General features: G+C 65.5%; 23 protein-coding genes. 8 read left to right on the plus strand and 15 right to left on the minus strand.

Annotated features, from left to right (window positions below; translation table 11 throughout):
* Nucleotides 1-5 precede the first annotated feature (5 nt).
* From E4T66_RS20035 to E4T66_RS20075, 9 genes are all read right to left on the minus strand, one after another.
* Nucleotides 6-1,109 (minus strand): tellurite resistance/C4-dicarboxylate transporter family protein, encoded by a 1,104-nt coding sequence (locus E4T66_RS20035; RefSeq protein ID WP_136851671.1) that lies wholly within the window; start codon nt 1,107-1,109, stop codon nt 6-8.
* A 29-nt stretch (nt 1,110-1,138) separates the two neighbouring features.
* Nucleotides 1,139-1,474: a hypothetical protein gene (locus E4T66_RS20040; protein ID WP_136851673.1), complete on the minus strand. Its 336-nt coding sequence runs from the start codon at nt 1,472-1,474 to the stop codon at nt 1,139-1,141.
* 151 nt (nt 1,475-1,625) lie between these two features.
* On the minus strand, nt 1,626-2,168 hold the full coding sequence (locus E4T66_RS20045; protein ID WP_211243046.1) for a nitrous oxide reductase accessory protein NosL: 543 nt from the start codon (nt 2,166-2,168) through the stop codon (nt 1,626-1,628).
* Nucleotides 2,165-2,989, minus strand: a complete 825-nt coding sequence (locus E4T66_RS20050; protein ID WP_136851677.1) for an ABC transporter permease — start codon at nt 2,987-2,989, stop codon at nt 2,165-2,167. The genes E4T66_RS20045 and E4T66_RS20050 overlap by 4 nt, the downstream gene beginning before the upstream one ends.
* The gene (locus tag E4T66_RS20055; protein WP_136851679.1) at nt 2,989-3,915 is read right to left on the minus strand and encodes an ABC transporter ATP-binding protein; all 927 of its coding nucleotides are present in this window, start codon (nt 3,913-3,915) and stop codon (nt 2,989-2,991) included. Before E4T66_RS20055 ends, E4T66_RS20050 begins: the two co-directional genes overlap by 1 nt.
* Nucleotides 3,912-5,171, minus strand: coding sequence for a nitrous oxide reductase family maturation protein NosD (locus E4T66_RS20060; RefSeq protein WP_367396780.1), 1,260 nt, complete (start codon nt 5,169-5,171; stop codon nt 3,912-3,914). Before E4T66_RS20060 ends, E4T66_RS20055 begins: the two co-directional genes overlap by 4 nt.
* A gap of 104 nt (nt 5,172-5,275) precedes the next feature.
* On the minus strand, nt 5,276-7,897 hold the full coding sequence (locus E4T66_RS20065; protein WP_136851683.1) for a 4Fe-4S binding protein: 2,622 nt from the start codon (nt 7,895-7,897) through the stop codon (nt 5,276-5,278).
* 225 nt (nt 7,898-8,122) lie between these two features.
* A complete protein-coding gene (gene nosZ, locus E4T66_RS20070; RefSeq protein WP_136851685.1) occupies nt 8,123-10,054 on the minus strand; it encodes a TAT-dependent nitrous-oxide reductase in 1,932 nt (643 codons plus the stop codon).
* 261 nt (nt 10,055-10,315) lie between these two features.
* On the minus strand, nt 10,316-10,831 hold the full coding sequence (locus E4T66_RS20075; protein ID WP_136851687.1) for an RrF2 family transcriptional regulator: 516 nt from the start codon (nt 10,829-10,831) through the stop codon (nt 10,316-10,318).
* A gap of 111 nt (nt 10,832-10,942) precedes the next feature.
* Between E4T66_RS20075 and ytfE the strand changes: the two genes are divergently transcribed.
* The 5 genes from ytfE to E4T66_RS21645 all read left to right on the plus strand — a co-directional run bounded on the left by ytfE (nt 10,943) and on the right by E4T66_RS21645 (nt 16,065).
* Nucleotides 10,943-11,593, plus strand: a complete 651-nt coding sequence (gene ytfE / locus E4T66_RS20080; protein WP_248679824.1) for an iron-sulfur cluster repair protein YtfE — start codon at nt 10,943-10,945, stop codon at nt 11,591-11,593.
* A gap of 171 nt (nt 11,594-11,764) precedes the next feature.
* Nucleotides 11,765-14,086 (plus strand): nitric-oxide reductase large subunit, encoded by a 2,322-nt coding sequence (locus E4T66_RS20085; RefSeq protein ID WP_136851692.1) that lies wholly within the window; start codon nt 11,765-11,767, stop codon nt 14,084-14,086.
* A 1-nt stretch (nt 14,087) separates the two neighbouring features.
* Nucleotides 14,088-15,323 (plus strand): NnrS family protein, encoded by a 1,236-nt coding sequence (locus E4T66_RS20090; RefSeq protein WP_211243048.1) that lies wholly within the window; start codon nt 14,088-14,090, stop codon nt 15,321-15,323.
* Nucleotides 15,323-15,727, plus strand: a complete 405-nt coding sequence (locus E4T66_RS20095; RefSeq protein WP_136851694.1) for a SirB2 family protein — start codon at nt 15,323-15,325, stop codon at nt 15,725-15,727. The genes E4T66_RS20090 and E4T66_RS20095 overlap by 1 nt, the downstream gene beginning before the upstream one ends.
* Nucleotides 15,728-15,753: 26 nt before the next feature.
* A complete protein-coding gene (locus E4T66_RS21645) occupies nt 15,754-16,065 on the plus strand; it encodes a hypothetical protein (protein ID WP_211243049.1) in 312 nt (103 codons plus the stop codon).
* A gap of 216 nt (nt 16,066-16,281) precedes the next feature.
* Here the strand turns inward: E4T66_RS21645 and E4T66_RS20100 are convergent, their stop codons facing one another.
* The 6 genes from E4T66_RS20100 to E4T66_RS20120 all read right to left on the minus strand — a co-directional run bounded on the left by E4T66_RS20100 (nt 16,282) and on the right by E4T66_RS20120 (nt 23,183).
* Nucleotides 16,282-18,282, minus strand: a complete 2,001-nt coding sequence (locus E4T66_RS20100; RefSeq protein WP_136851696.1) for a TonB-dependent copper receptor — start codon at nt 18,280-18,282, stop codon at nt 16,282-16,284.
* 73 nt (nt 18,283-18,355) lie between these two features.
* Nucleotides 18,356-18,730: a hypothetical protein gene (locus E4T66_RS20105; RefSeq protein ID WP_136851698.1), complete on the minus strand. Its 375-nt coding sequence runs from the start codon at nt 18,728-18,730 to the stop codon at nt 18,356-18,358.
* 420 nt (nt 18,731-19,150) lie between these two features.
* Nucleotides 19,151-19,885, minus strand: a complete 735-nt coding sequence (locus E4T66_RS21475; protein ID WP_169577745.1) for a hypothetical protein — start codon at nt 19,883-19,885, stop codon at nt 19,151-19,153.
* Nucleotides 19,831-20,718 (minus strand): alpha/beta fold hydrolase, encoded by an 888-nt coding sequence (locus E4T66_RS20110; protein WP_169577746.1) that lies wholly within the window; start codon nt 20,716-20,718, stop codon nt 19,831-19,833. The genes E4T66_RS21475 and E4T66_RS20110 overlap by 55 nt, the downstream gene beginning before the upstream one ends.
* Before the next feature lie 405 nt (nt 20,719-21,123).
* Nucleotides 21,124-22,230 (minus strand): hypothetical protein, encoded by a 1,107-nt coding sequence (locus E4T66_RS20115; protein ID WP_136851703.1) that lies wholly within the window; start codon nt 22,228-22,230, stop codon nt 21,124-21,126.
* 20 nt (nt 22,231-22,250) lie between these two features.
* Nucleotides 22,251-23,183: a tyrosine-type recombinase/integrase gene (locus E4T66_RS20120; RefSeq protein ID WP_169577747.1), complete on the minus strand. Its 933-nt coding sequence runs from the start codon at nt 23,181-23,183 to the stop codon at nt 22,251-22,253.
* Between the two features lie 202 nt (nt 23,184-23,385).
* Between E4T66_RS20120 and E4T66_RS20125 the strand changes: the two genes are divergently transcribed.
* The 3 genes from E4T66_RS20125 (at nt 23,386) to E4T66_RS20135 (ending at nt 26,466) form a co-directional block, all read left to right on the plus strand.
* On the plus strand, nt 23,386-24,204 hold the full coding sequence (locus tag E4T66_RS20125) for a DNA-binding protein (protein ID WP_169577748.1): 819 nt from the start codon (nt 23,386-23,388) through the stop codon (nt 24,202-24,204).
* Between the two features lie 553 nt (nt 24,205-24,757).
* Nucleotides 24,758-25,354, plus strand: coding sequence for a hypothetical protein (locus E4T66_RS21760; protein ID WP_136851709.1), 597 nt, complete (start codon nt 24,758-24,760; stop codon nt 25,352-25,354).
* Complete coding sequence (locus E4T66_RS20135) at nt 25,351-26,466, plus strand: helix-turn-helix domain-containing protein (RefSeq protein WP_136851711.1); 1,116 nt, start codon at nt 25,351-25,353, stop codon at nt 26,464-26,466. Before E4T66_RS21760 ends, E4T66_RS20135 begins: the two co-directional genes overlap by 4 nt.
* Nucleotides 26,467-26,632: the final 166 nt, after the last annotated feature.

The raw sequence follows: 26,632 nt of genomic DNA on the forward strand, positions 1-26,632 counted from the left end.
GATGCCTACCGCCCAGGCTCCGGGCCGGGCCGGGCTGCGGCGGGCCAGGCCGAGCGGATGCGTTGCCGCGCGCCGAGCAGGAATCCCAGGAAGGTGACGGCCCAGGCCGCCAGGGCCAAGGCCATGAACAGCCGCGGAAGAAAATGGAGGAAGGGCAAGGACAGGGCCTCGATCATGTGATGCGTGCAGGCCGAGTACATGCCCAGCGGGAATACCGCGCCCCAGTACAAGGGATCGTAGCGCAGCGGAAAGCGCATGACCGCGTGACGCCAGATCGCCAATATCAGGAGCATTGGAATCCACCAGCTCCCGGTGGCCCAGTAGAACACCGTGAAGCCCTTGATGAAGGGCAGCAGCGACAACAGGAATGGGGCGTCCGGGGCGTTGAGAATGAGCTGCGAGCCGGCCAGCGTGGAAATGGCCATCGCCCCCATGTTGATCCAGTACGGTGGCGACAGGTCGGCAGGGGAGAACCGGAAGAACGTGTAGCGATAGAAAATCAGCGACATCATCCAGATGTACAACATCCCGCCCCAGAGCCACATCGACAGCGCGAGGAAGTTCATTTCAAGCTTGTAGGGTTGTCCGATGCGCGCCGCCAGCAAGGTTCCGAGCACGGCCAGCGACTGCGTCGCGACGACCGCCAGCAGCCAGCCCCCGTTGATGCCCTCGTCCAGGGGCGGCTTGCGCGCCTTGATGGTGAAAGCCGTGAAGATCGCGTAAGTCAGCACGACCCAGAGCACGAGCGCGGTGCACCATAGAGCGATGCCCCAGAACAGGCTGCCGGCGATCAGCAGGCATTGACTGCCGAGCACGCCGGAGGCGGCGACCATCGTGAAGAAACCGGGGCCGCGCAGATGATCCACCATGTCTTCGAGGAAGCGCGCTGGATGCAGGCACAGACGCGCCAGCGTCAGCAGCCACAGCAGACCGTAGATGAAGATATTGATGGCCAGCAGAACCCGCGCCAACAGCGGCAGCGCCAGCAGGTGCGCCGCAAGCGAGACGATCCCGGTGGCCATCGCCATGCCGAAGTAGGCAGGCGACATGCCCGAGAGGTCCAGGCGTAGCCGCGCCCATCCGCCTGCGGCCTCAGGCGCCGGGTTCATGGCGTCAGCGCTTCGAGCCCGGCCATGGTTCAGATCGGCAACGCGACCGCGCCCAGGTGGCCGAGGAACAGGAAGCCCGCGACCAGCACCGCGTTGATCGCCCAGGCGACAGTCAACGCTCGTGCGATGTAGCCATAGATTTCGTTCTGCACGTTGAAAGCGTTCACCCATACCGCGCGCATGATCCAGGCGGTGTAGGCCACGAAACCGGCCAGCAACGCAGCCAGAAGGAGCGTCCCGACACGGTTGTAAAAGTACAGGATTGCGCCGAAGTACAGGTGGCTGGCGAGTGCACCGTAAATCCAGAACACCACCCACAGCCGGCTGCGGCCCCGGTATTCAATCGGCAGCGTTTGCGTTGTCATGAGGTTCTCCTGGAGCAAGACGGGCCGGCAAGGGAGGGCAGGTGCGGACCCTGAGCCCAGCATATGCAAGTGGCATGAGCACCGAAAGGAAACTGCGCAGCCATCATGGTCCGTGACTCCGAGTTGGGGCACATGTCGGCATGCGTGGCACCTACATGCGGCTGTCGTGCAGCGCGCCGCCGTCGAGCGCGACCATATCGGGCGTCACCTGCTCGAAGCGCATCACATGGCCACCCTGCTGTGTGGCGAAGCTGCGGGCATCGCTTTCGCGTGCAAACGAAGCCAGCGTCGGTCCCATCGAGCCGCGTTTGCGGCTGCCATGGACGTAGGTCGCGCTACGCGCGTCGATCCAGTGGCCGGCCGGCGTGTCCCAGTCGGTCGCGCCCATGTCCTGCACGTAGATCGCGGCGACGCGCTTCTGCTGTTCGGGCTGCAGGTAGATCGAGAACATCTCGACGGTGTCGCAGAAGAAATCCGGCGTGCCGGACGCGTAATGGATCTGCGCCTTGGGCCCGGGATAGTCGGCGAGCAGCATGCCGTCGAGGCTGCAGGCGGTGCCCGCCGTGACTTCGAGTGGACGCACGGGCGTGCCCGGCGCCTCGCGGCAGGCGGCGATCAGCGCGCCGGCGGCAAAGGCCGCGACCATCAGCAGGGCGGATTGTCCCATCAGACGCTCATTCAAATTCGATCTCATATGCGGAATCTCCAGTAGGCCAGACACAGCGGCGCGACGATCCACGCGCTCATTACGCCGCCGAGCAGCCAGGGGTCGGCGAGGCGCTCCGGGAACACGGTCGCCAGGCCGTAGAACACGCGCACGTCTTCCAGCGTGAAGATGTTCAGCACGCGGAACACGTCGGCGGGATTGAGCAGCAGCAGGTAGGGGAAGACGTCGGTGCCGATCGCGCCGCCGCTGGCGACCAGCGCGCCGAGCAGCAGCAGGTCGAACACCAGCACGAAGAAGAACCATAGCGCGATGGCCAGGCCGCTGGCGCGCGTGCGCTCGGAGGCGAACACCGACACGGCGATGGCGAGGCTCAGGAAGCTCATGCCCAGCAGCACCGAACTGAGCACGAAGCCGGCGTAGTGCCAGGCGTCGTTCCACGACAGCTGCCGCGCCAGCAGCAGCGCCACGGCGCCGAAGCCGGCGACCGTGGACACCGCCAGCGCGCCCGCCAGGCCGAGAAACTTGCCGAGCAGCAGCTCCAAGCGCGTGACCGGGTAGGACAGCAGCAGGTCCAGCGAGCCGCGTTCGCGTTCGCCGACAATGGCATCGAAGCCCAGGATCAGCGCGATCAGCGGCACCAGGTAGATCACCAGGCTGGTCAGGCTCGCGATCGTGATCTCGATGCCGCGGAACCCGACCGTGCCCTGCTGCGCGGCGCCGAAGTAGGCGATCACCAGCGCGAACGCGGTGAACAGCAGGCCGACGACCAGTACCCAGCGGTTGCGCACGCGGTCGCGGAATTCCTTGCCGGCGATCACCGCGATGGGTCTCAGCGCAAGGCGGGCCATCAGCGCGGCTCCTCGCTGGCGTGGCCCAGGAACACGTCTTCCAGAGAGGGCTCGCGCACGTGCAGGTCGAGCACTCGGCCGTTGAGCGCGGTCAGCGCGGTGAGCACTTCCATCTTGGCTTGGCGCGTGCACTGCAGCGTCGCCTCGCCGGCATCGAAGCGCAGCGTGCGCGCCGGTAGCGTCCTGAGCAGCGCCTGCAGGCCGTCGTCGCCGCGCGCAAAGCGCAACGACACCTTGAGCGGCAGGTCGGTGCTCTCGCGCAGCTGCTGCACGGTGCCGACCGCCTGGATGCGGCCGGACTTCATGATCGCCAGGCGGTCCACGCGTTGCTGGATCTCGGACAGGATGTGCGAGGTCAGCAGGATGGTGACGCCCGATTCGCGCAGCGCGTGCAGGATCGCGTAGAACTCGCGAATGCCTTCGGGATCGAGGCCGTTGGTCGGTTCGTCGAGGAACAGCAGCCGCGGCTGCCCGAGCAGGGCCTGAGCGAAGCCCAGGCGCTGGCGCATGCCCTTGGAGTATTCGCGCACGCGCCGCCGCCCGGCATCGCCCAGGCCGACGCGCTCCAGCACGCCGTCGCACTGCGCGCGCGGCACGCCCTTGAGGTCGGCGAAGAAGCGCAGGGTTTCCCGGCCGTTGAGGTTGTCGTAGAGGACGACGTTCTCGGGCAGGTAGCCCAGATGGCGCCGCACCTCGCGAAACGCCGCGCCGCGCAGACTCTTGCCTTCGACGTGGATGTCGCCGGAGGTCGGCGCGATCAGGCCCAGCAACAGCTTGAACAGGGTGCTCTTGCCGGCGCCGTTGTGGCCGATCAGGCCGAACAGCTCGCCACGCTCGACGGCGAGGTCGACGCCGGCGACGGCGTGCACTGCGCCGAAGCGCTTGTGCAGCGCGCGGATTTCAATGACCGGGTGTGACGTGCTCAACTCTGTTCTCCCGATTTGGCCTGCGGGAGAGGGTGGGCGTCAGCGCGCCAGGGGCGCATGCGCGGCTTTGGATCGACGATGCTCGGCGCGCGCAGCAGCGGGAACTGGCGCGCGACCAGGCGCAGGGTCTGCACCGCCGGACTCGCCAGCAGCAGCTTCATCATCGGGAAGCGCCACGACAGCCGGTCGACCAGGTCGTTGGCCTCGTAGGGCACGTCGCCGATGCCGTTGCCGTCGCGGTCCCAGCCGACGTAGTTGCTCCAGTAGTTGCCGTCGTCGCGGCCCCAGGTCTCGTCGCGCGCGGCGACGTAGCGGATCTGCTCGCGATTGCCGATGAAGTCGTTGCGCTCGACGAGGTTGCGCACCGAGCCGGCCCACAGGTGCACACCGACTTGGTTCCCGATCACGCGGTTGCTGCGCAGCACGTTGTACTCGGCGTCGTAGATGAAAAAGCCGCGCGCGTTGTTCTCGACGACGTTGTCCTCGATCACCGAGTCCTGGATCGTGCGCAGCATGATGCCGTGGTCCGTGTTGCCCCAGGCGTAGTTGCCGCGCACGGTCTGGTTGCGCACCTCCATCAGCGCCAGGCCGCCGCGATTGCGATAGGTCTGGTTGTTCTCCCACAGATTGTCGTGGGAGTTCATGTAGTGGGTGCCGTAGCGGCTGTGGTGCAGCCGGTTGCCGCGGAACACCGCGTGGTGCGAGATGTCGACGTAGATGGCGTCGCGTACGAAACCGATGTGGTTGTTCTCGATGCGCGCACCGCGGGTGTTGTAAACCTGAATGCCGTTGCCGCGATGCACCGACCGCAGGTCGCGCTTGCCGACGATGAGATTGCCGATCGCCTGCGCATCCTTCACGCCTTCGATGTACAGGCCGAACAGGTTGTAGACCAGGTCGCAGCGGCGCACCGTCGCGCGGTCGGCGCCCTTCTGGATGAAGATGCCGGCGTTCTGCGCGCTGAGGTCGGCGCCGCTGTCGATCACGATCAGGTTTTCGATCGTGACGTCCGGCGCGATCACGCGGATGACGTCGCCGCGCAGGCCGCCGCTCAGCGTCGGCCGGTCGAGGCCGCGCAGCGTCAGCGGCTTGGCGATCACCAGATTCTCCTCGTAGCGCCCACGCTCGATTCGCACCGTGTCGCCCGGCGCGGCGCGGGCGATTGCGTGCGCGATCGACTCGCCGGGGTGCACGGTCCATTCGGCGGCGTGAAGCTCGCAGGCGAAACCGCCGAGGACGCAGAGAACGCAGAGCATCCCGTAGGATGGGCTGAGCGCAGCGAAGCCCATCGGGCGGCGCGACAACAGCGATGGGCTTCGCTGACGCTCGGCCCATCCTACGGGTTGTGGTTGAGGGCCTTTCACTGCAGCACCCTCGCCGCGAGGAACAGCGCGGCGCCGATCAGCAGGTTCTTGGTCGCGACATAGGCGATCAGATCCACGCCGGAAGCGTCGCGGTAGTCGCGCCGCCACCACGGCCCGTCCTTGACCCAAGGCTTGTAGCGCTGGCGCGTCATCGCTTCGTAGACGCTCCAGCCGAGCCACCAGGCCAGCGTCACTGCGGGCGCGAGCTGGCCCGTTGCGGTCAGCAGCCAGGCGACGGTGACGACCACGGCCGCCGCCGCGCTGATCGCACTCGGGCCGAACGCCTGGCGCCAGAAGTGGCGGTTCCACGGCAGCAGGTGGAAGACCGCCTCCTGCCAGAGGAAGGAGGGCAGCGTCGCCGCGTCGGTCGGTTGCGGCCGGCCGTCGTGGAACGGCGGTCTGGAAGCCGACGGCCGGTGCGCGCCCGATGTCAGTGCGGCCAGCCGAATCGGCTCGTGCATCGGTCCGGGAATCGGCCCGGGAAGTGGTCCGGCCATCGGTGCGTAGTAGCCGTCGGCGCCGATCGCCGTGAGCGGCTCGCCGGCGCGCACGCGGCGCTTGCGCTCTTTGGCCAGCGGCGGGCAGGCGTGCGCGTCGTAGTACATCACCATGCAGTCCAGGCACAGCAGGCATTCGCGCGGGTCGATGCGGCCCTTGCTGTCGATCGCCAGCTGCGAGCAGCCGACCGCGCAGGCGTCGCAGGGCCCGCACTCGGCCTTGCGCCTGAGACCGAAGAAACGGAACGTCGTCGGCAGCGCCAGCGCCGCACCCAGCGGACACAGGTACTTGCAGAACGGCCGGTCCATGAACAGCGCCAGGCCGGCGAGCAGCGCCCACCACACCGCGAAGGGCCAGGAGCGGTTCCAGACGCCGACGAGGAACGTCGTCTTGAACGGCTCGATCTCGGCGAGCTTCTCGGCCAGCGGCATCGAGTAGAACGACACGCCGAGCAACCCGGCGAAGACGCCGTACTTGACCCACTTGAGCTTGTCATGCAGCGGCTTGGGCAGCGCGAACTGGAAGCGCTTGAGTCCCAGGCTGCCCGCGATCTTGTAGAGAATCTCGTGGAAGGCGCCGAAGGGACACAGCCAGCCGCAGAACAGGCCGCGGCCCCACAGGAACACGGTCAGGATGATGAACCACCAGAACACGAAGATCAGCGGGTCCGACAGGAACAGCTCCCAGTTCCAGTGGAAGATCAGCGAGTGGAACCAGGTCAGCACGTGCGTGATGCTGGGCTGCGCCATCGCGTAGAAGCCGACGGCGACGACGCTGACCGACCAGAACAGGTACTTTGTCGCCTCGATCGGCGTCTTGTCCTTGCGCGTGGACGCGCGCGTCAGGCGGTCGCGCATCGCGTAGCTGGCGCCGGCAAGCAGCAGCAGCAGCGCGAAGGCGACGATCTCGAAGGCCTTGGTCTTCCACACCTGCAGCCACGGCGCCTCGGGACGTTCGACCGCGGGGCGGCCGCCTTCGAGGTAGCGCGCCGGCAGCCAGTATTCGCGGTCGAAGCTGACGAAGCTTCTGGCGCCGCTAGCGGGGTCCATGCGGTTGCCGAGAAACACCAGGTTCCAGGGATAGGCCGGCGAGAATGCCGGCGAGCGGATGATGAAGATCGCCGACTCGCGGTAGGGCGGCGCGCCCGCGGCCTCGATGCCGTAGAGGTTGAGGTAGTCGAGATCGCGGAAGGTGAAAGTATCGAGATCCTGCGCCACCTGCACGCGGTCGTAGATGCCGCCGCGCACGAAGCCGGAGCCCTTGAACGAGGACGCGCCGCTGCCGATCACGAAGATTGCGTGCTCGCCGGGCGCGAGGCGCGACATCAGGTTGTCGTAACCGCGCTCGCCGAGCACGCTGCGGCCGACCGCGGGCGCATTGAGATAGCCGAAGTGCAGGTCGATGTAGGGCGTGCCGGTTTCGTCGACGCCGACGTCGGTGGGCTGCACGGTCAGGCGGCGGATGCTGCCTTCGTCGACCAGCGCCGCCCAGTCGCGCTTATCCGCGACCGCCGTGAAGCGCGCCGGCGGGCGGATCGTCGGCTTGAGGATGCCGACCTGGCGCGCGATCTGCAGGCCGGAGCGCAGCACGACCTGGTTCTCGGCGATCACGGTCACCGTCGCGCCGCTGATCGCATCCAGGCCGATGTAGCCTTCATCCTCGCGCGAACGACCGATCTCGATCTTGCCGCCGACGAACTTGCCCTCGTACTGCTGGATGAAGCGCGTCAGCTCGGTTTCGGGGATGCCGAGCAGCAGGATCGGCTCGGAGTGGCGCAGGATCTTCACGCCGGTGATGCGGCCGGCGCTGTCCATGCCGATCAGCGTGACGACGGGCTTTCCCGAGTACGCCGGGATGTCGACGATGTCGGTCGACAGGAACACGTAGCCGAGCAGTTGCCGCTGCACCCCTTCGTCGCCATAGCCCTCGACATAGGCCGGCCGTCCCTTGCGCGGCGAAAAATGCGCGGCACCCGGCAGCACCTCGCCGCAGGGCAGGTAGGCACACAAATCGGGATCGGTCGCCAGCTGCGGCGGCAACGGCGCCTCATAGGAAGAGGCGGCGAGGGCGCCGGCAAATGCGAATGCGAGCAGCGCGACGATGCGCGCCAGCGCCTTCATGAGCGGACTCCGCTTGTCATGGTGCGCAGGCTCTCATGTGGGCGCTGGTCCTTCGATGATGCAAGTCAACAAGGCACGTCACTGGCAACCCGGTTCTGCACGCGGCCCAGCGGTTCGTCGCGGCTGCTGAAGCCGCTCCTACAAAGGGCTGACGAGGATCGTTGCTGATCGCCGCAAGACGAGACCCGCGGCGGAGCGGGCCGCCGCGGGTCTGTCGAACGGCGCTCAGGCTTCGACCAGCAGCCGCGAGCGCATTTCCAGGTGCAGCGCGTGGCAGAAGTGCGAGCAGTAGAACCAGTACACGCCGGGCTTGTCGGCCTTGAACGTGACGGATTTTGTTTCCTGTGGGTTGACGATGAAGTTGACGTCGTACTTGGGCAGCGCGAAGCCGTGGGTCAGATCCTCGACCTTGTCCATGTTGGTCAGTATCACGGTGACTTCGTCGCCCTTCTTGACCCGTACCTCTGGCAGGCTGAACGACGGCGCGACCGAGATCAGATGGACCGTGACCTTTCTGCCCTCGCGCACGACCCTGGATTCCTTCACTGCGTTCGGAAATTCGGCGAGGTCGTAGATCTGCCGCGGCTTGACGATGTCGCGGCGCATGACGATGAAATCGTGCGGCTCCGGCCATACCGGGTGGTCGGCGATCAGCTGCATTTTCTCGCCGCTGATGTCGATGATCTGTTCGTTCTCCGGATGCAGCGGGCCGACCGGCAGGAAGCGGTCCTTGGAGAACTTGCAGCCCGTGATCAACCACTTGCCGTCCGCCTCTCGGGTTTCGCTCATCGACGCGTTGAGATGGCCCGGCTGGTACATGACGTCGAGCCGGTCGACGACGTAGGCGGCGTTGTTGTCGCCCTTGTAGAAAGCGATCGCCTTCTCGACGTTCCACTTCACGATCTGGCTGTCGAGGAACAGCGTCGTGAAGGCGTTGCCGCGGCCGTCGAAGGCGGTGTGCAGCGGTCCGAGGCCCAGTTCGACTTCGGCGACGATGGTCTGCGCGATCTCGGGAACTTCCCCTTCGAACCATCGTTCCACCGCGGCGACGTCGATCACCGTCGCCGTCGGCGACAGCTTGCCGGCGCAGATGAAGTATTTGCCGTCGGGGCTGGCGTTAACGCCGTGCGGGTTCTTCGGCACCGGCACGTAGGCGGTCAGTGCCGTCTTCGGATCGGTGTTCTTCTCCGGCGTGCCGTCGACGATCGGTACCTTGGAATCGGACAGCGTGTAGAACCTGCCGTCGCTGATCGCCTGCTCTATGCGCGCGACGTTGAAGAACACGCAGGCGTCGCGCTCGGCCGACATCATGTCGGCGAGCATCGCACCGTTCTCGACGTTGTACTGGTTGGCGGCGGCGAGCTTGCCCGAGAACGAGGTGGCGACCAGATCCATGTTGCCCTTGACCTTGCACTGCCAGCGCACCTCCATGGTCTCGGCGTCGACGCAGCTGAACACCGAGTAGTACTTGGTCGGGTCGTCGAGATCACGGCCGTCGTTGGGCTGCGGAATCGCGAACTCCGAGCCGCAGAACACGCGCGTGGTGTGGTTCACCTCCGCCTTCACCGGATCGCGCTTGTCCGGAAAGATGCCGTGGAAGCCCTGGATGTGCGGGATCTCGGTGATCTTGTCGCACTCGAAGGTGTCGAGCCGGATGCGCGCGATGCGGCCGTGGATCTTCTCGTTGACCCAGGCGTACTTGCCGTCGTAGGTGCCGTCCGTGTACGAGGCGTGCACGTGATGGGTGTCGCCAGTCGTGTACTTCATCGTGCCGTCGGCCCGGGTGCCGAGGATCGCCTTCGACTCGTTGGTCTGTCCCCAGCCCGACATCGCGCAGCGATTGAACACCGGGATACGTTTGATCTCGCGGCCGGACGGCATGCCCAGCACGCGCACCTCGCCCGAGTGGCCACCGCTCCACAGGCCGTAGTATTCGTCGAGCTGTCCGGGTGAGATCTCGTGGCGCTTCGGGAGTGACGTGGCTGCCGTAGCGAGGTTCTGCGGCATGTCGGGCGCGTCGGGCTGACGGCACGCGCTCAATGCGAAAGGGAGTCCGACCGTTGCGACTCCTGCAAGACCGGCAGTCTCGAGGAAATGGCGTCGGGATCGATCGACGGTGGGCGCATCGGAATCGGCAGGCGCTGCTTGGACTGTCATGACATTCTCCGATCAGGGGTTCGAGTCGTCGTGGAATATGCATCGGATCCACGGCGCTGGATTTGATCCAAGTCAACATCGCTAGGCGCCACGGCCGACTCAAATGCAACAGGCCGCTCCCGAACGAGTGGGGCTGCTACGAGAGCCGCCGATCCCGATGTCAGTTCTGCGCGATTCTGTGCTGCCGCCCACGCTACGACGCTGTAGGGGAGGGCGCATCGCGTACCCCTCTCTTGCGCGCTCGCACTTTGTGGAATGCAACTACAGTGCGCGTCCGCGCGTCCTCCCGCGATACTTGGCCGTCTGCGCACTCGCAGACCGCGCCGCGCGCACGGGCGAACTCTCTATCGCCGATGTCGAGAGCGTCGCGCTGCCGGGAACATAGACACATTCGGCCAGTGAGGTCCTGTCGAGTTCGGTAAGGAAGGCCTCTTGCGCAGCAACTAGACGCGACTTGAGCCGGCACCGCGGCGTCAGCGAACACGCGCCGCCGTCGCTGCGGAAGCATTCGACCAGTGATTGGCGTTGTTCAAGTTGACGGACAACATCGCCCAACGAGATCGACCCAGGCGCAACTGCCAGCATGAAGCCGCCGCCGGCCCCGCGCTGTGTGCGAATGAACCCGGCGCGGGCCAGGTCTTGGACCACCTTGGCAAGGTGGTTGCGTGAAATGCCGAACTCCTCGGCGAGCTTGTCGGTGGTGAACAGCCGGTCCGGTGCACCGGCCAGTCGCATAAGGACGCGCAAGCCGTAGTCTGTGAAAGCGGTGAGGCGCATTGGTCACGCTAAACAAGTATTGACAATGCACATTACACGGTTTTAAATGCGCATCGCAAATACCTGTTCACTCTGAGAGACTCAATGAACGTGCAACTCCAGCAGGCTTCCATGCATCTGCGCACCGTCGGTGATATCGCTGCGACACTGCCTGGCGCGACGGCGATTTTTCGCAGGTTCAGGCTCGATTTCTGCTGTCGGGGCAATGTCCCGCTCGATGAAGCGGCGCGAGCGCGCGGCGTTGATACGGCCGAGGTGGTGCGCGCGCTCGACGGCCTCGCTTCCGTCCCCGAGGCGGCGCCGGCCCCGCAGGACACCGCGCTACTGATTCACCACATTCTGAGTCGCTATCACGATGTCCACCGGCGAGAGCTTCCGGAGCTGATCCGGCTGTCGCGCAAAGTTGAATCGGTTCATGCAGATCATCCGCGTGTGCCGCACGGACTCGCCGATGCACTCACTGAAGTGCAAGCGGAACTCGAGGCACACATGTGCAAGGAAGAGACCATCCTGTTCCCAGCAATGCAGCAGCCGCTTGCCGACTGGTTGAGTGGCCCTATTGCGCAAATGCGGCACGAGCACAACGACCACGGCGCACAGTTGCGCCGCTTGGAGGAACTGACTGGCGATTTCGAGCTGCCCGAGGGCGCGTGCCGATCGTGGCAGGCACTCTATCTCGGCGCAGCCAAGCTGGTGCACGACCTGATGGAGCACATCCACCTTGAGAACAACGTGCTCTTTCCGCGTTACGAACAACCTTGAGCACGCGATAGCGCGACCCGTCCTCGTTGATGAGGCACGTGCGCCGGGTTCCGACCCCTGCACCCGGGAACCTTCCTGCGCCGCAGGCCGTCTGACTTTTCGGCTGCCGCGTCGGCCGGAGGGGCGCTGGTATCCCGCAGGGGTAAATCACTGACTGCCAAGGAGATAGTCGTGAATAACACCAAGAAACTCTGGACCAGCCTGATCTCTCTTCTTGTGGTCTCCTTTGCCGTGCTGCTCTGGTCCGGCGGCGAGATCTTCCGCGCCGCGCCGCCGATGCCGGAGCGTGTCGTCGGCGCGAACGGCGAAGTGGTCTATACGCGCGCCGACATCGAGCGCGGACGGCAGGTCTGGCAGTCCACAGGCGGCATGCAGCTCGGATCCATCTGGGGCCACGGCGCGTATGTGGCGCCCGACTGGAGCGCGGACTGGCTGCACCGCGAGGCGACAACCCTCCTGGACACGTGGGCGCAACGTTCCCGAGGCGCGCGGTACGCCGATCTTCCGGCCGACGACCAGGCGGCCTTGCGCGGACGTCTCGAGACTTCGATACGCCGCAACACGTACGACCCGGCCACGGCGACGATCACGTTCAGCGACGATCGGGTGGCGGCGATCCGCGAGGTCAGCAGCCATTACGAAAGCCTGTTCGGCTCGGGCGCCGATACCGCCACGCTGCGCGAAGCGTACGCGATGCGCGATGACACGGTGGGTTCGGCCGAGAACCGCGAGGCACTGTCGGCGTTCTTCTGGTGGACTGCGTGGGCGGCCACGACCGAGCGCCTTGGCACGCAAGGGGAGACGCTTGCGCCGGAGCGCGGTGGCGTGCAGCCGCAGAGGGTCACGTACACGAACAATTGGCCGGCGGAGCCGCTGGTGGGCAACCGGCCGCCACCTGCACTGTGGGTGTGGTCAGCCTTCAGCGTTCTGTTCCTGCTGGCAGGCATTGCATTGCTCGGCTGGCACTATGCTGTCACGCATGGCCGGGATGAGCCGGCGGCTGCGATACCCGCGTCTGATCCGTTCGCGGTGCTTCGGATCACGCCGTCAATGCGCGCGACCGCCAAGTATTTCTGGGTCGTGCTGGCGCTGTTCCTCGTCCAGATCCTGCTCGGTGCGATCACCGCGCACTACCAGGTGGAAGGGCAGGAGGCTTACGGCTACCCGCTGTCGCAGCATCTGCCCTATTCAATCACACGCACCTGGCACACGCAGCTGGCCGTGCTCTGGATCGCCGTCGCGTGGCTCGGCACCGGGCTGTACATCGCGCCGGCCCTCTCGGGGCACGAGCCTCGCTTCCAGCGGCTCGGCGTGAACTTCCTGTTCGTGTCACTGCTGATCATCGTCGTCGGCTCGTTCGCCGGACAGTGGCTGGCGGTCATGCAGACGCTTGGCCTGGAGCACAACTTCTGGTTCGGCCACCAGGGCTGGGAGTACGCCGACATGGGCCGCTTCTGGCAGTGGTATCTGTTCATTGGCCTGCTGCTGTGGCTGGTTCTCGTCGGCCGCGCGCTGTGGCCGGTGTTGCGCGGACCGACGAACGAAACGCGCTCGATCACCGCACTGCTGTTTCTGTCGACGGTCGCGATCGGACTGTTCTTCGCTTCGGCGCTGATGTGGGGCGAGCACACGCATATCTCCGAAGTGGAGTACTGGCGCTGGTGGCTGGTGCATCTCTGGGTCGAAGGCTTCTTCGAGGTCTTCGCCGCGGCGGTCATGGCGCTGATCTTCACGCGTCTTGGACTAGTGCGTGCGAGCACGGCAACGGTCGCGGTCCTGTTCGCCACGATCATCTTCATGTCGGGTGGCGTGCTCGGCACGCTGCATCACCTGTATTTCGTCGGCACGCCAACCGGTGTCGTGGCGCTGGGCGCGAGCTTCAGCGCTCTCGAGGTCGTGCCGCTGGCCTACATTGCATTCGAGGCGTACCACACCTGGAGACTCGGTCACGCGGCGCCGTGGATGGTTCGATACAAGTGGCCCGTGATGTTCTTCATCGCCGTGTCGTTCTGGAATATCGTCGGAGCAGGCCTGTTCGGATTTCTGATCAATCCGCCACTGTCGCTGTATTACATGCAGGGTCTGAACCTGACGCCGCTGCACGGCCACACGGCGCTGTTCGGCGTCTATGGCATGCTAGGCATCGCGCTGGTACTGTTCTGCCTGCGCGGACTGCGCGGGCAGATGCTCTGGAACACGAAGCTGCTGGGAACGGCATTCTGGGCACTCAACATCGGACTTGCGCTGATGGCGTTGTTGACGCTGTTGCCGTTGGGCACGCTACAGCTGCTGGCCGCGATTGAGCATGGCTACGCCTACGCGCGCTCGGCGGAATTCATGGGTAAGCCGATCATCGAGGTGCTGGTCTGGATGCGCGTTCCGGGTGACGTCATCTTCAGCGTCGGCGCACTGGCCCTGGCGTGGTTCATGATCCGCTTGTGGATCGCGCCGACGCCGGAACCCGTCAGCAGCGGCGAGACGCGAAAGGCCTGACGTGCCCGAGCCGGCGGCCAGCACGCTGTCGCTGCGCCGCCTGGGCGCCGCGCCGCACCGGCTGATGTTCTTCGTCGGTGCGACAAACCTGCTCCTCGCCATGGCGTGGTGGACGGCGTGGCTGCTGTCGGCAAATGCGTCGACCCCGTGGATGCCGCAGCCGCGCGTACCTGCAGGCTGGCTGCATGCCTTCGTCATGCAGTACCAGATGCTGCCGAGCTTCATGTTCGGCTTCCTGTTGACGGTCTTTCCTCGCTGGATGGGGCTTGCCGAGTTGCCGCGCTGGCGTTACCTCCCGGTCGGGTTCGGCTTGTTCGGCGGCCAGATTGTCACGCTCGTTGGAGCAACAGGGCCGAACTGGGCCCTGGTCGCCGGCTGGGCGATGACCGCGCTCGGCTGGCTCGCCGGCGTGTCCGCATTGGCGCCGCACCTGTGGCGGGAGCGCGGCACCACCTGGCATGCATGGTCGTGCCTGTGCGCGTTGCTCGTCGGCCTTTCCGGTCTCGCGATGTTCGGGGCGTTCCTGCTCGGCGCCGGCGCCTGGTGGCTGTTCGCCAGCATCAAGATCGGCACGTTCGGGTTTCTGCTGCTCATCTACCTGACGGTTGCCCACCGCATGTTTCCGTTCTTCGCGGGCAACGTCGTGGCCGGCTACGTGCCCTGGCGGCCCCTGTGGCTGCTCGCCGCGTTCTGGCTCGGCTGCCTGGCGCACCTCGCACTCGAACTGGTCCATGCCTACGTCTGGCTGTGGACGGTCGACGTGCCGATGTTCCTGCTCACCGCGTACCTGTGCCGGCGCTGGTGGCCGCGTCAGCCGCATGCGCAGCGGCCACCGCCGCTGCTGATGGTGCTGTTTCTGGGGCTGGCCTGGTTGCCGGCGACATTCGCGCTCTATTCAGCCCAAAGCATCTGGTACGTCGTCACCGGAGCATTCGAGCTCGGCCGCGCGCCCGCGCACGCGCTCTTCATCGGCTTTTTCGGCAGCGTCCTGGTCGCCATGGTGACGCGCGTGACGCAAGGTCATGCCGGACGGCCGCTGGTGCTGCCGCCGATCGCGGTCTTTGCGTTCGCCACGATCCAGCTCGTCGCGATCGTCCGCATAGCCGCGGACGTCGCTCGGGATCCCATGCTCTGGCACGCGCTTGCCGGCGTCGGCTGGCTGTTGGCACTCGGACCCTGGGCACTGTGGCTGGCGTGGACCTACCTGGCGCCGCGCGCGGACGGAAAACCGGGCTGATGATCGAGTTCTATCCCCAGATCAAGTTCGTGCACGTCTTCACGGTGCTGCTGAGCGGCGGCCTGTTTCTCGTGCGCGGCATGCTCGTCCTCGGGGGGCGGCAGTCCTGGGCGCTCGCTGCACCGGTGCGCTACGTCAGTTACACGATCGATACGACGCTGCTGACCGCGGCGCTGATGCTGGTCTCGGTCCTGCCCGGCGCGATATTCGCCAACGGTTGGCTGACCGCCAAGCTCGCCCTGTTGGTCGCGTACATCGTGCTCGGCTCGTTTGCGCTCAAGCGAGGCCGCACGGCGACTGTCCGGGCGGTGACATGCGCGCTCGCGCTGCTCGCCTTTGCACTCATGTACAGCATTGCGCGGGCGCATCATCCGCTCGGCCTGCTGCGCCCGTGGCTGGGTTGAGCAGCGGCTTAACCTAAACCAGGACGATGCGAAGCAATCACGATCCGCGGCACGGTGACGAAGCGGTTACCCGGTACGAGGCATGGCAGTGCATCGGTTGCGGAAAGATCGAAGCACCTCAGCCTTGCATCGGCGTCTGCAAGGATCGCAAGGTCGCGTTTGTCGACCCTGCCGACTTCGACCGGGTGTGCGCAGAACGGGATTCGTTGCTCGCGCGGCTCGAGAAACTCGGGGCGCTGGCTGCGACCGTCGCGTTCACGACGCCGCATGCGGGGAAATGGGAGCGATCCTGGCGATCGCTGCAGCGTCGAGTGCGCCTCCTTATGGCGGACCACTGAAGTCTGGTGAGCAATCGAGATGCGGCGCTCGAAAGGAAACGTGCAAACTTCTCTCACGCCTTCGGAAAGGGGGCCAAACTGACACCGGGACGTCTCGGGCGCCGGGACCAAACATCCTGGGCCTAGGTGGGCGCTTCGGTATCCGATCCCCGTTCGCCTCGCGGAACGGCCGACGGCTAGATTGTCGGTGCGCAAGATCGAGTGTTTGAAGAGATCTCAGCCCCCGATCTGCCAGCTCAGCCGCAGCCACGTCTGCCGTCCCGGCTCGTTGATGCGGACCAGGGTCGGATAGCCTGGCACGGCACCGGCGGAGCGGCTCAGGTGTTCGGCGTAGGCGCGGTCGAAGACGTTGTCGATGCCGAGCACGACGCGCAGGCCGAGGGAGCCGCGCCAGCCGGCGTGCAGCGCGAGCGTGCCTGAGCCCGGCGTCGTGCCGACGTCCTGGCCGACGATGTTGCCGTAGCCGATCTGCACGCGGTCCTGCCGGTCGGCGCCACGCCAGACCGCGCCGGCGGCCCAGGCGGAGCGCTGCCAGTCGAGCGTGAGCCGGCCTTCGAGCGGTGGTGTCTGTGGCAGTGCCGTGCCGTCGCTGCGGTTTTCGCCGTGTACCCATGACAGCGCCGTGCCGACGCGCCATTCGGCGCCAAGCGCGCGGCCGAGTTCGGCCTCGCCGCCCCAGCGCCGCGCGTCGACATTGCGCGCGGTGCGGTCGCTGCGCGTGAGGATGTAGTCGTCGATGCGGCTGTAGAACAGCGCGACGCTTCCGCGCCAGCGACCGGACTCGCGCACGACGCCCAGATCGATCTCGCTGTTGCGCTCGGGGTCGAGATCGAACGCGTCGTAGCTGATGCGCTCCCAGTAGTCGGCCGGGCGCTGTGCGTGGCCGATGCCGGCGTAGGCCGTGTACGGGCCGCCATCGGCTTCGAGGCGCGCGAAGCCGCTGAACAGGTCATCGGTCTGCGTGTCGCCGGCGAAGTCGCCGCTGGTCCTGCGGTTATGGGCCACGTACCGGTCGTAGCGCAGGCCGCCGACCAGGCGCCGGCCGGGGACCCGGGCCCAGGTCGATTCCGCATAAACGCCGGTGATCCGGGCGTCCATGTCCGGCGTGCGCGGCAGCGGCCGGTAGTCCGGCTCGCCCATCATCGACATGGCGCTGCGCACGCGGTGCGTGTCCGCGCGGTGATCGCCGCCAACCGCCACGGTCAGTGACGGTGTCGGCGCCAGGTCGACGCTGGCACGCAACCCCCAGGTTTCGCGATCGGGATTGGAAACCATGGCCATCGCGCCCGGCGCTCGCGTGCGCAGGCTATAGTTGTCCATGACGTGATCGACATAGTTGCGGTAGACCTCGGCCTCGGCCTTGTCGGCGCGTGCGAATGGCTGTGCGATCGCGTAGCGCAGGAACAGGCCGTCGCGCTCGAACATCACGCCGTCCATCGCGCGGTCGGCGTACGCGGCTTCGCCGTCGGAGCGCTCCGCGCCCAGCGTTAGGCGCTGGTCCGCAGTCGGCGTCCAGTTGGCGCTGGCGCGCAGGTTCCAGCGGCGATACTCGCCGTGCACGTCGTTGCCGTCGCCGTCGGCATAGTCGTCCATCTGCGCCTGGCTGCCGTCGACGCGCAGGCCGCCGGCCTGGTTCTGCCAGCGCGCGCTGCCCGCGGTGTCGTACCGGCCGAAGCTGCCGGCGACGCCGCTGAGGCGATACGCGCTGCCGGGCACAGGGTCGTCATGCTCGAATCGGACGACGCCCGCCAGGTTGCCGTTGCCGTGGCGCACGGTCTGCGGTCCCTTGACGATTACGACCTCGTCGAAAGTCTCGGGATAGAGGTAGGCCGTCGGCGGGTCCATGCGCATGCCGCAGCCGCCGTACAGCTCCTGGCCGTCGCTGAGGATGGTCAGGCGCGAGCCGGCTAGGCCGCGCAGCACCGGGTCGCCGTCGGCGCCGCCTTTGCGGATCAGGTTGAAGCCGGGGATGTTACGCAGATAGCTGGCGCCGTCGGCGGCCGGCAGCGGTTGCTGCGGGACCGACGCGTCGAGACGGATCGTCAGCGGCGCGCGCGTTTCCGGCGCAGTAACGACGATGAGGTCGAGCTGTTGCGGCTTGGTTTTCTTGTGGGCAGCTTCAGCCGGTGGCGTTGGTTCGGATGCAGGTTCGGCGGATGCCGCCGTGACGGCAAGGGCGCAGACGAGCGCGAGCCCGCCGTGAACGAGAGGACGCATGCAATGACTCCGGCGCCGGCCGCGGCGTGCGGGCCGGCGCGCTGAAATGAGATGGAAAACGCGAACGCGGGAGTCAGCGCGTGGCGGGTGGTCCGCGCGGCGGCGGCAGTGGGACAGGGCCCACAGAAGGGTGGGCAGGCAGTGCGACGCTCGTGGCCAGCGGAGCAGGCTTCGGCCAGTCGGCTATGGCGGCTGGGGCCGGCAGCGCTGCGCTGCAGCTCAGCGCGCAGAGTTTGCAGTCCGCTTGCGGCGTGCCGTCGAGGCGTTCCAGCGGAAGGCGCAGTTCCGGTGGCAGCTGCTGCTGCAATGCCGCCGCGCGCCCCGCGCTGCCGTCGCCGCAGAATGCTGCGCCGGCCATGCTGGCGTGGAGTGTGCCCAGCCACAGCTGGGCCAGCGCCGCCCACAGGGCGAGCGCGGACAGGATTTTATGACGGCGCAGGATCGGCATCGGCCGCGCAATTATTGCCGATGCTCTGGGGTGTGTTCTTGACTTTGATCAATCCGGAACCAGCGCGCGGCCCGGCAATTCGGAGAACACGTAAAGCAGCGCTTCTTCAACGCTTGGCTCCAGGGATGGAAAGGGAATGGCTGCCGATCTTCGCCGGACGCTTACTTCACGCTTGCCGACAGGTTGTCGAGCTTGATCACCGTGCCTTGCTGACTCGTCGTGCAGATCGCCTGCGCGATCTTGCTGCCGTTGACACGCGCATCGAGATCGACTGTGTAGTATTTTTTGCGCGCCAGCGCATCAATACGTCTCCGGACGTCTCGGCCTGCAGTGCCGTGGCGTCGGGACCTGCGCCAGCGCCGGAATCGCAGCCGGCCGTGGCCAGAACTGCGAATGACTGCAGCAGGCTGGACGCGCGCATCAGCGGGAGAAAACGGGCAGACTCACTTCGCCTTCGATCGTGAAGGCGTTGGCGAGGAAGTTGACCGGCTGGCCTTCGGGTTCGAACTCGCTGAAGTCGCCGTAGATCAGCACGCCCACCTGGCCGCCGTCGTGCAGGCGCTCGCCGACGCCGCGCAGCTCGATGTCGACATGCTCGCGGTCGCTGCGCAGGGCGCGCACTTGGTGATCCACCGGATACGGCGCCGCGTCGCCGTACTTCACGCCCACCGCGACGAAGGCCACGCCGGCCGTGCCGGGCAGGTCACTGGTGATTTTCAGGCTGGCGGTCGGAATGCCGGCCAGCACGAAGTTCTCGCCCCGGATCGGAGCCGCCAGCGGCACGAACACCGGACCGTTGGCCAGATCGCTGTTGGCCGAAGTGACGGCCGTCGGCGGAATGCTGACCACTGCCGCGCCACCGCGCGGCACTTGGTCCAGGCGCACGCCGCCGTCGTCGTCCAGCGAAATGCACACCTCCGGAATCTGCGCCAGCACCTGCGCGTTGCCACGCAGCTTGGCGTCCATCCATGCACGGATCGTTTCGATGGTGTCCACACCGCCGCAGGCGATGCTGCCGAGCGCGGCATTGGTGGAAAACGGCGCCGGCAGGATATGGCCGTGCTGATGCGTCAGCAGGCGCACGTCGCCGCCCAGCTGGCTCAGGAAGCGGTAGCCGTGCCAGGCGTGGTTGAGGCTGACCAGGGTGTCGCGCATGCCCTGCACGAACAGCGCGTCCACCGCCTGCATTTTGTAGGCGTCGGCCGGGTCGTCGTGGCGGCGTTCGAAGGCGGCCAGGCTGTGCTCGCCGAAGTATTCCGTGATGCCGGGTCCGGAAACCAGCAGGTCTTCGCTGAAGCGGGTCGCGGGCAGGTCGGCTGCTTCCTCGCAGGCGCCCTGCACGACGGCGTCCATCCTGCGCTGGTCGGTCTTGGCGACCAGGCACAAGCCGGAAAGCCAGCCCTTGGCCAGCGCGCCGCCAGCAGCAACTGGCAGCCGCCGCCGTAGCTGCCGCCGATCGTGCCCACACGCGGATCGCCGTGCGCGTCCAGCGCCAGGTCCAGATTGGCCAGCGCCCAGTCGATCAGGGCCATCGCATCGCGTGTCTCGTAATCGGGGTCCATGACGCGCACCATTCCGCCGGACTGGCCGATGCCGCGCTCGTCAAAACTGATCACGGCGTAGCCGGCGTCCCAGAAACGCTTGACCTCCAGGTCCACAACGCGCGAGTACAGCGTCGACGTGTCGGCATTCTGGTTGTTGGTCTCGGCATCCGAGGCATTGATGCGATCCCCGCCCCAGCCGTGGCTGTGCAGGATCAGCGGATAGCGCTCGCCTGCGCGATGGGCCGGCACGAACACCGTGGCGGCGATCGCGGTGGTGGCGGCGCCGCTGAGATTGTCCGGCGCCGGCGAATCGACGCTGATGTCGTAGGCCTGCGCCGCGACGGTCCCCGCATCGGCAACGACCGACGATGCGTGATGGCCTGCACCGCAGGCGCTCAGACCGGCGGCCAGGAGTGGCAGCAGACAGCGGATGATGATGGGCATGATGGTTCCTCGAGTCGGTCCGCATTGCGTGGCCGACCTGCTACGGGTCTTCGTCATCCTCTCGATCGAATCCAGCTTCCGCTTGAGCGCGACAATTTCATGCCGATGCGAAGTGGATAGTCGTTGAAGCGGGGCGACCGCTTGGCGAATTGTCTTTTTGGAGAGGCCACTATTTCAGCTTTAGATGCCCGCGATGTCGGCCATACCGGTATCCGCTTACTTGGAGGCCGTGAGTACAGGCAGCAGAGCAGCAAGATTGGCCCATCACCCGGCTCTGAGAGGGTGACAGAGTTATCAACAGAGCCTGTGGACGACCTTGTGGAGAACGTCGGCGACTGTCACCCCACAATGCGTTTGCAGCTTGATTCTCAGCGCTTTGCCGAAAATGTTACCGCAGGGTCGACATCACCGTCGCAGATAATCGAGAACCTCGCGTTCGCTGGCCACGACGTGGCACGAAAACTCCTTGTGCAACGCCACGTGCCCCGATCGCAGCAGCACCTTGAGGGGATGGTCCGTGAAGAATGCGTCACAGTATCCGACAGCTGCGGCGGCGTGATGGAAATCGAGGAGGTCGTGTCCGTCGAGATTGCGTTTGCGATCCCATCGCACGGCTGCATGGCACTTGGCGTGAACATAGAGGGTCGGCAAACACTTCCCGATCTGCTGGGGTCGCTTCTCAAACAAGTGGATGAAAAAACCGTGCAGTCTGCGTTCCTGCTCGGTGCGTTGCTCAGGCGTCTGCACCGGCGGGCCACCATGCTTGCGCGCATACAGTTCGAGCATCACGTCGGCCATCTGTCCCTTCATCAAATCCAGGCCGCCGGCTACTTCGTTGAGGACGGCCTGCCGGAAGATACGAATTTGATGCGCATGGGTCCTGGCGCTCGCGTTGAGTCTGTATGCGATCGCCTCGAAGGGGTAGGGCATTGGGGGCTCGCCGATCGTGGCCACGAGGTCCGCCAGCGACAGCCGCGACAGGTGATCGATGAACGCCTTCTGCAGCGCCTGCTCCTCAGCCGCATCGAGGGGAAGCCCCCTTGGATAGGCGGCGCCCAGCAGCAAGCCCTGCCGGGTCCAGACCAGATGAGCCAACGGGTGCACGTTTTCTCGCGCACCATCCTGATACAGATAGTGGGCGATCTCCGTGCCCACGCGCCGCTCTTCAGTGTGGAGTGCGACACCCAGGCTGAGTTCGTCGATCAGTTGCGCCGTGGTTGTCCGCGTCACGGGATCCGACTGCCGCATCAGCTCCGTGAACGTGACGTCGCTCATTGGGCAGAGCGCGATACCCGCTGCGACCTGGGCGCGCAGCCGCTCCAGGATCTCGGTATACAGAGGCGACTGCGCGCGTCCGAGCACGACATTGCGCAGCAGGACCCAATATCGCGTATCGAGGTACAGCTTGCGCCGATGGGCGATCGACGCGCCCAGGGCGATACCGACCTGTCGAAGGTGCTCGTCCGTCGAGACTTCCGGCTGACGCCGGTGCCGTTCAATCGACTCGCGCATCGCATCCGTAGGGATTGCGCTCACCCTTGGGGTGTATCGCGTCGCTTCGCTTTGATCAGCCGCGCCATCGCGCCGCGGCCTGCGGAGAGGCTCTCGCCGTAGCGCACGATCATGCGCTCGGACTTCCAGCGGCCTTGGCGCATGATTTCCGCCGCACTGAAGTTGGCGGCGAGCAGATCCTGCGCGGCACCCACGCGTGTGCTGTGCCCAGAAATGCGCACAGGATCCAGACCGGCGGCCAAGGCCCGGGCCTTGAAGATGCGCGCGACGTCGCGGTCGGACAAGGGCGTGTCGTAACGGTCGGCCTTGTTCGAGCGCGGCACCGATCGAAAGATCGGACCGTCGGTCTGGCCGGTCGTTTCGAGCCAGCGCTGCACGCGGTCCATGGTTTCCGGCGACAGGTACTGCAGCACGCCGGCGCCTTCCTGGTCGGTCTTGCTGTGCGCCAGGAAAATGCGACCAGAGCCGTCGGCTTCGGTCGACAGATCCTCGATCCGCAGTGCGATCAGCTCCGAGCGCCGAAACATGCCCTCAAAAGCTACACTGATCAGCGCCGCATCGCGCCGATCGCGTGGCTGCGTCGGATCGAGCGTGGCCAGAATGGTGTCGACGTCGGCGAGCGTCAGACCCTGGGCCTGGCGCTGGCGCGCGCTCAGGTGCTCCCGACGCAAGCCGCGCCACATCAGTTTGGTTTCCATCGCGTCCATCGGCGACACCAGACCCGCGAGCCGGTGCACGATGGTCAGCGTTGCCAGGTAATGCTCGCACGTCGCGCGCTTGCGACCGGCGGCAATGCGCTCGAGCAGGAAGCCGCGCAGCACGGGGAGGGTGACGGGCAGGGCCGGCTCGCGGTGGCGCGCGCAGTAGTCCGTCCACACGCGCCAGTCCGCGCGCCAGGTGCGCAGCGTGTTGGGCGCGTAGGCGAGTTTCAGATCGTCGGCGAGCGCGCGCAAACGGTCGACCAGCGCCTCGGGCGTCTGCGCCAGCAGCTCCGCGACGGCTTGGTCGCGAGGCTCCGAACTGATAGGTGTGTCGGTCATGGGCGCAGTGTGCCCCAACTCGATGTGTCCGACATGTGCCATTGTCGGACATGTAATTATTGTATGTAAACGATGTAAACAACTATATAATTACAGTCTCGACTGGAGATCCGTCATGTCCGAAGCACCGGCGCCGATCACTTATGACGACGTTGTGAGCGCCGCGCAAGCGTTGCTCAACGGCGGCGAGAAAGCCACCACCATCGCGGTGCGCGAACAGCTCGGCCGCGGCAGCTTCACGACAATCAAGAAGCACCTCGATCGCTGGAACGCCGAACAGGCGCCGAGCCCGGCGCCCGCGCCGTCGGTGCCGCCACAGCTGGAGTCGCTGTGGACCGAGGCGCGGCGTGAGGCCGAGGAGCGTCTCGCCGCCGAGCGCGCCGCGCTGGAGCAGCTCTCCGCGCAGCTGGATGCGCGCCTGCACGCGATGGAAGTCGCCACTGCAGAGGCCCAGCGCGAACGCGCAAGCGCCGAGGCACGGCTGGCGGACAAGGACCTCGAGCTCGGCCGCCTGGCGCCGCTGCTCGACGATATGCGCGTGCAACGCGACTGCGCGCTCGCGGCGCGCGATGCGATGGCCGGACAGCTCGACCGCGAACGCGACGCCTGGATCGCCCGGCTCGACGCGCAGCACGCCCAGTTCGTCGACATCAAGCAAGCCCAGGAACGTGCGGCGGACACGCTGGCGGACGTACCTGGGACGATCCGCGGCGCGCACGAGGGCCTCATGCGGGCGTTCGCCGCCCTACGCAGCGCTGCAGCGGACTACCAAGGTGCACAGAGCGTTTCGCTCAAAAACCAAGAATCGGCGCTCAAGCATGTCGCCACGATGCTGGAGGATGTCGACCGGCGCGTGCGGTTGCCTCGCAGGAAAGAAGGGTTTGCTCCGGCACTGAGAGCTGCGAGGCCAGTGCGCGAGCTCAAGCGTCGGTGAGCCCTAAGCTCCTCGCGGCGGCTCAGTAGCGACGCGACGCTACGCATCCGTCCAGAAATTCTGGTCCTGGCCCCCTCGTGCTAATGCCCCTGCGATCACAACAGCGCATCAAGCAGTGAAGAGGCCCATCGCGCAAATCGTGCATTTCCGACTGAGAGCGCAGACCAAGACCGTTAGATCGTAAACAGCGGCTTCACCTACATAAAAGCCAAACAAACGGCGCCACGCGGGGCGTGCACAAAATTTCGCTGCGGCTGAGAGGTGACAGGGAGAAACTATGATCTCGTTGGTGCGCGGCTCTTAGCCCGCGGTCGTCGATCCGGGCTCAACAGAATGGCCTGTTTTCTGGAATGCGCAGGTGAACTGATAATTCATAACATATTGATATATAAAGATATTGCCATAGACCGCGGAAATTGACCTGCGCCAGCACTGCCGCGCAAGTCCCCAAAAAGGCCTGTTTTCCCTACCGAAATGGTTAGAAATCGCTCTAGTTGACGAAATCGCTGTTTTGCACAAAACTCTCGGTTGACGAAATCCGGAATCTGCACAAATGGAATATCCGCTGCCGACCGCGTTCTTCCCCCAGCTGGCCCTCAACCACTTGGCGCTCGTCGCCAGCTGGCTGCTGGATGAGCTGTACGCCACTGAAGACGATCTCACTCGGGATACAGACGACAATTACACCCGCGGATGTACCACCTTCATGCGACAGCGCCTCCGGATCCTGAAAGAGGCGATGTCCGGCAAGCACCCCTGGCTCGGCATCGCCACAGCCGGCAACGACCTCGTCTTCACCGTCGACGGCCTGCCGTGCCGCTACAGCAACGACGATCCCGACAACCCGAAGAAAGATGCGGTTACGCTGGCGAACTCGTACCAGCAAAGCTTGTTCGACTACGACGACTTCCAACGGCCGCAGCGTTTCTGCTTCGTGATCGATCGTGGTCTCGAGGGCATCTCGGACCCACACGTCGAGTTCGTCGGTTTCACGCCCATTGACACTATCGCCTGCCGTTGGATCAGCAGCAGTGTCCGCAACTTCCAGATTGTCGGCGAGACAACACCGGCAGCAGTCCCGGTTGCAAAACCCACCGTGGCGCCCAAGCGCCGGCCGGCCGACGACGACGCTGTCGCCGAGCAGTCGTGAGCGCTGAGTTTATCGGTGACAATCTCCGATTGATTCGGTTGTTCCATGGCTTGTCGCTGACAGAGCTGGGAGAACGGGTCAACGTATCGAAGCAGTATCTGAGTCGCCTCGAAGCCGGTGAGCCGATGACGGCGCAACTCGAGTCCGCGCTTGTCGACGAGCTCAAAGTTTTGCCGGAGTTCTTCTATGCGGTCGAACCCGAGCCGATCGCGGACGATCAGTGCCACTTCCGAAGCCAGCTCACGACCAAGCCTGCGCTGCGGCAGATTGGTCGTGCGCGCGGCGAGATGCTCAAGCGCCTAGTCCGTGTTCTCGACAACCATCTCGATCTGCCGGCGTACCAGATCGGAGCCGCGGATGCGTCTACGATCGAGAACATTGAGCGTGGGGCCGAGGAGTTCAGGAAGCGATTCGGCCTCGGCCTTGGTCCGTTGAGCAACATCACACGCACGGCCGAAAATGCGGGAGCGGTCGTGACCATGGTCGACGGCTTGGCGCCGGAGATCGATGCGGTGTCTTTTGCGACCAAGCGTCCTGTGATTGCGCTCAATGCGGGCGGACGCTCGGCGTGCCGGCAGCGTTTTGGCATTGCACACGAGCTTGGTCATTTCGCGCTACACCACGGTGTGCTCACCGGCGATCGCCTGACCGAGACCCAAGCCAATCGGTTTGCCAGTGCGCTGCTGCTGCCGAGGTCGTCGTTTGGCGCCGACTGCAGGCATGCAGTGCGCGGAAGTCGGCTCAACTGGAAAGGGATCTCGGAACTGAAGAAAAAATGGGGAACGTCGAAGGCCGCGATCATCTTTCGCGGGCATCAGCTTGGGCATCTCAACGAGGCCCAGGTGCGCACCGGATTTATTTTTCTGAGGCGCCATGGCGAAGCCATTGAGGAAGTCGAAGACCGATTCATTGCCCATGAATCTCCGTCGGTGCTCGTCGATGGCCTGATGGTCATGCGAGAGCAACTCAATCTCCCGATGGCGTATGTAGCTCGAGAGATGAAGGTTCAGGTGAGCCTCCTGTACAAGCTGTCGCCGCGGCTGCAGCAGCCCATGGAAGAGCTACAACGCCCTAATGTGGTTAGCATTTTTCGCAGCCGGCAGACGGCTTAGAAAATCAAAACAGGGCATTTTGGGTCTCCAGACAGATCACCCCAAATTCGAGGGCGCCATGCTGTTCGTCTCGCATGATCGCCACTTCCTGGCCGCGCTCTCGAATCGCGTCCTGGAACTGACCCCAGACGGTGTCCATCAGTACAGCGGGGGCTATACGGAATAC

This window comes from Sinimarinibacterium arenosum (assembly GCF_005047655.1).
In the GTDB taxonomy this organism is placed as follows: domain Bacteria; phylum Pseudomonadota; class Gammaproteobacteria; order Nevskiales; family Nevskiaceae; genus Solimonas.

Excerpts from the sequence above, each read along its gene's own strand:
- E4T66_RS20035 (WP_136851671.1), bottom strand. The coding sequence starts at position 1,109 with ATGAACCCGGCGCCTGAGGCCGCAGGCGGATGGGCGCGGCTACGCCTG.
- E4T66_RS20040 (WP_136851673.1), bottom strand. The coding sequence starts at position 1,474 with ATGACAACGCAAACGCTGCCGATTGAATACCGGGGCCGCAGCCGGCTG.
- E4T66_RS20045 (WP_211243046.1), bottom strand. The coding sequence starts at position 2,168 with ATGAGATCGAATTTGAATGAGCGTCTGATGGGACAATCCGCCCTGCTG.
- E4T66_RS20050 (WP_136851677.1), bottom strand. The coding sequence starts at position 2,989 with ATGGCCCGCCTTGCGCTGAGACCCATCGCGGTGATCGCCGGCAAGGAA.
- E4T66_RS20060 (WP_367396780.1), bottom strand. The coding sequence starts at position 5,171 with ATGCTCTGCGTTCTCTGCGTCCTCGGCGGTTTCGCCTGCGAGCTTCAC.
- E4T66_RS20065 (WP_136851683.1), bottom strand. The coding sequence starts at position 7,897 with ATGAAGGCGCTGGCGCGCATCGTCGCGCTGCTCGCATTCGCATTTGCC.
- nosZ (WP_136851685.1), bottom strand. The coding sequence starts at position 10,054 with ATGACAGTCCAAGCAGCGCCTGCCGATTCCGATGCGCCCACCGTCGAT.
- E4T66_RS20075 (WP_136851687.1), bottom strand. The coding sequence starts at position 10,831 with ATGCGCCTCACCGCTTTCACAGACTACGGCTTGCGCGTCCTTATGCGA.
- ytfE (WP_248679824.1), top strand. The coding sequence starts at position 10,943 with ATGCATCTGCGCACCGTCGGTGATATCGCTGCGACACTGCCTGGCGCG.
- E4T66_RS20095 (WP_136851694.1), top strand. The coding sequence starts at position 15,323 with ATGATCGAGTTCTATCCCCAGATCAAGTTCGTGCACGTCTTCACGGTG.
- E4T66_RS21645 (WP_211243049.1), top strand. The coding sequence starts at position 15,754 with ATGCGAAGCAATCACGATCCGCGGCACGGTGACGAAGCGGTTACCCGG.
- E4T66_RS20100 (WP_136851696.1), bottom strand. The coding sequence starts at position 18,282 with ATGCGTCCTCTCGTTCACGGCGGGCTCGCGCTCGTCTGCGCCCTTGCC.
- E4T66_RS20105 (WP_136851698.1), bottom strand. The coding sequence starts at position 18,730 with ATGCCGATCCTGCGCCGTCATAAAATCCTGTCCGCGCTCGCCCTGTGG.
- E4T66_RS21475 (WP_169577745.1), bottom strand. The coding sequence starts at position 19,885 with ATGCGCGACACCCTGGTCAGCCTCAACCACGCCTGGCACGGCTACCGC.
- E4T66_RS20110 (WP_169577746.1), bottom strand. The coding sequence starts at position 20,718 with ATGCCCATCATCATCCGCTGTCTGCTGCCACTCCTGGCCGCCGGTCTG.
- E4T66_RS20115 (WP_136851703.1), bottom strand. The coding sequence starts at position 22,230 with ATGCGCGAGTCGATTGAACGGCACCGGCGTCAGCCGGAAGTCTCGACG.
- E4T66_RS20125 (WP_169577748.1), top strand. The coding sequence starts at position 23,386 with ATGTCCGAAGCACCGGCGCCGATCACTTATGACGACGTTGTGAGCGCC.
- E4T66_RS21760 (WP_136851709.1), top strand. The coding sequence starts at position 24,758 with ATGGAATATCCGCTGCCGACCGCGTTCTTCCCCCAGCTGGCCCTCAAC.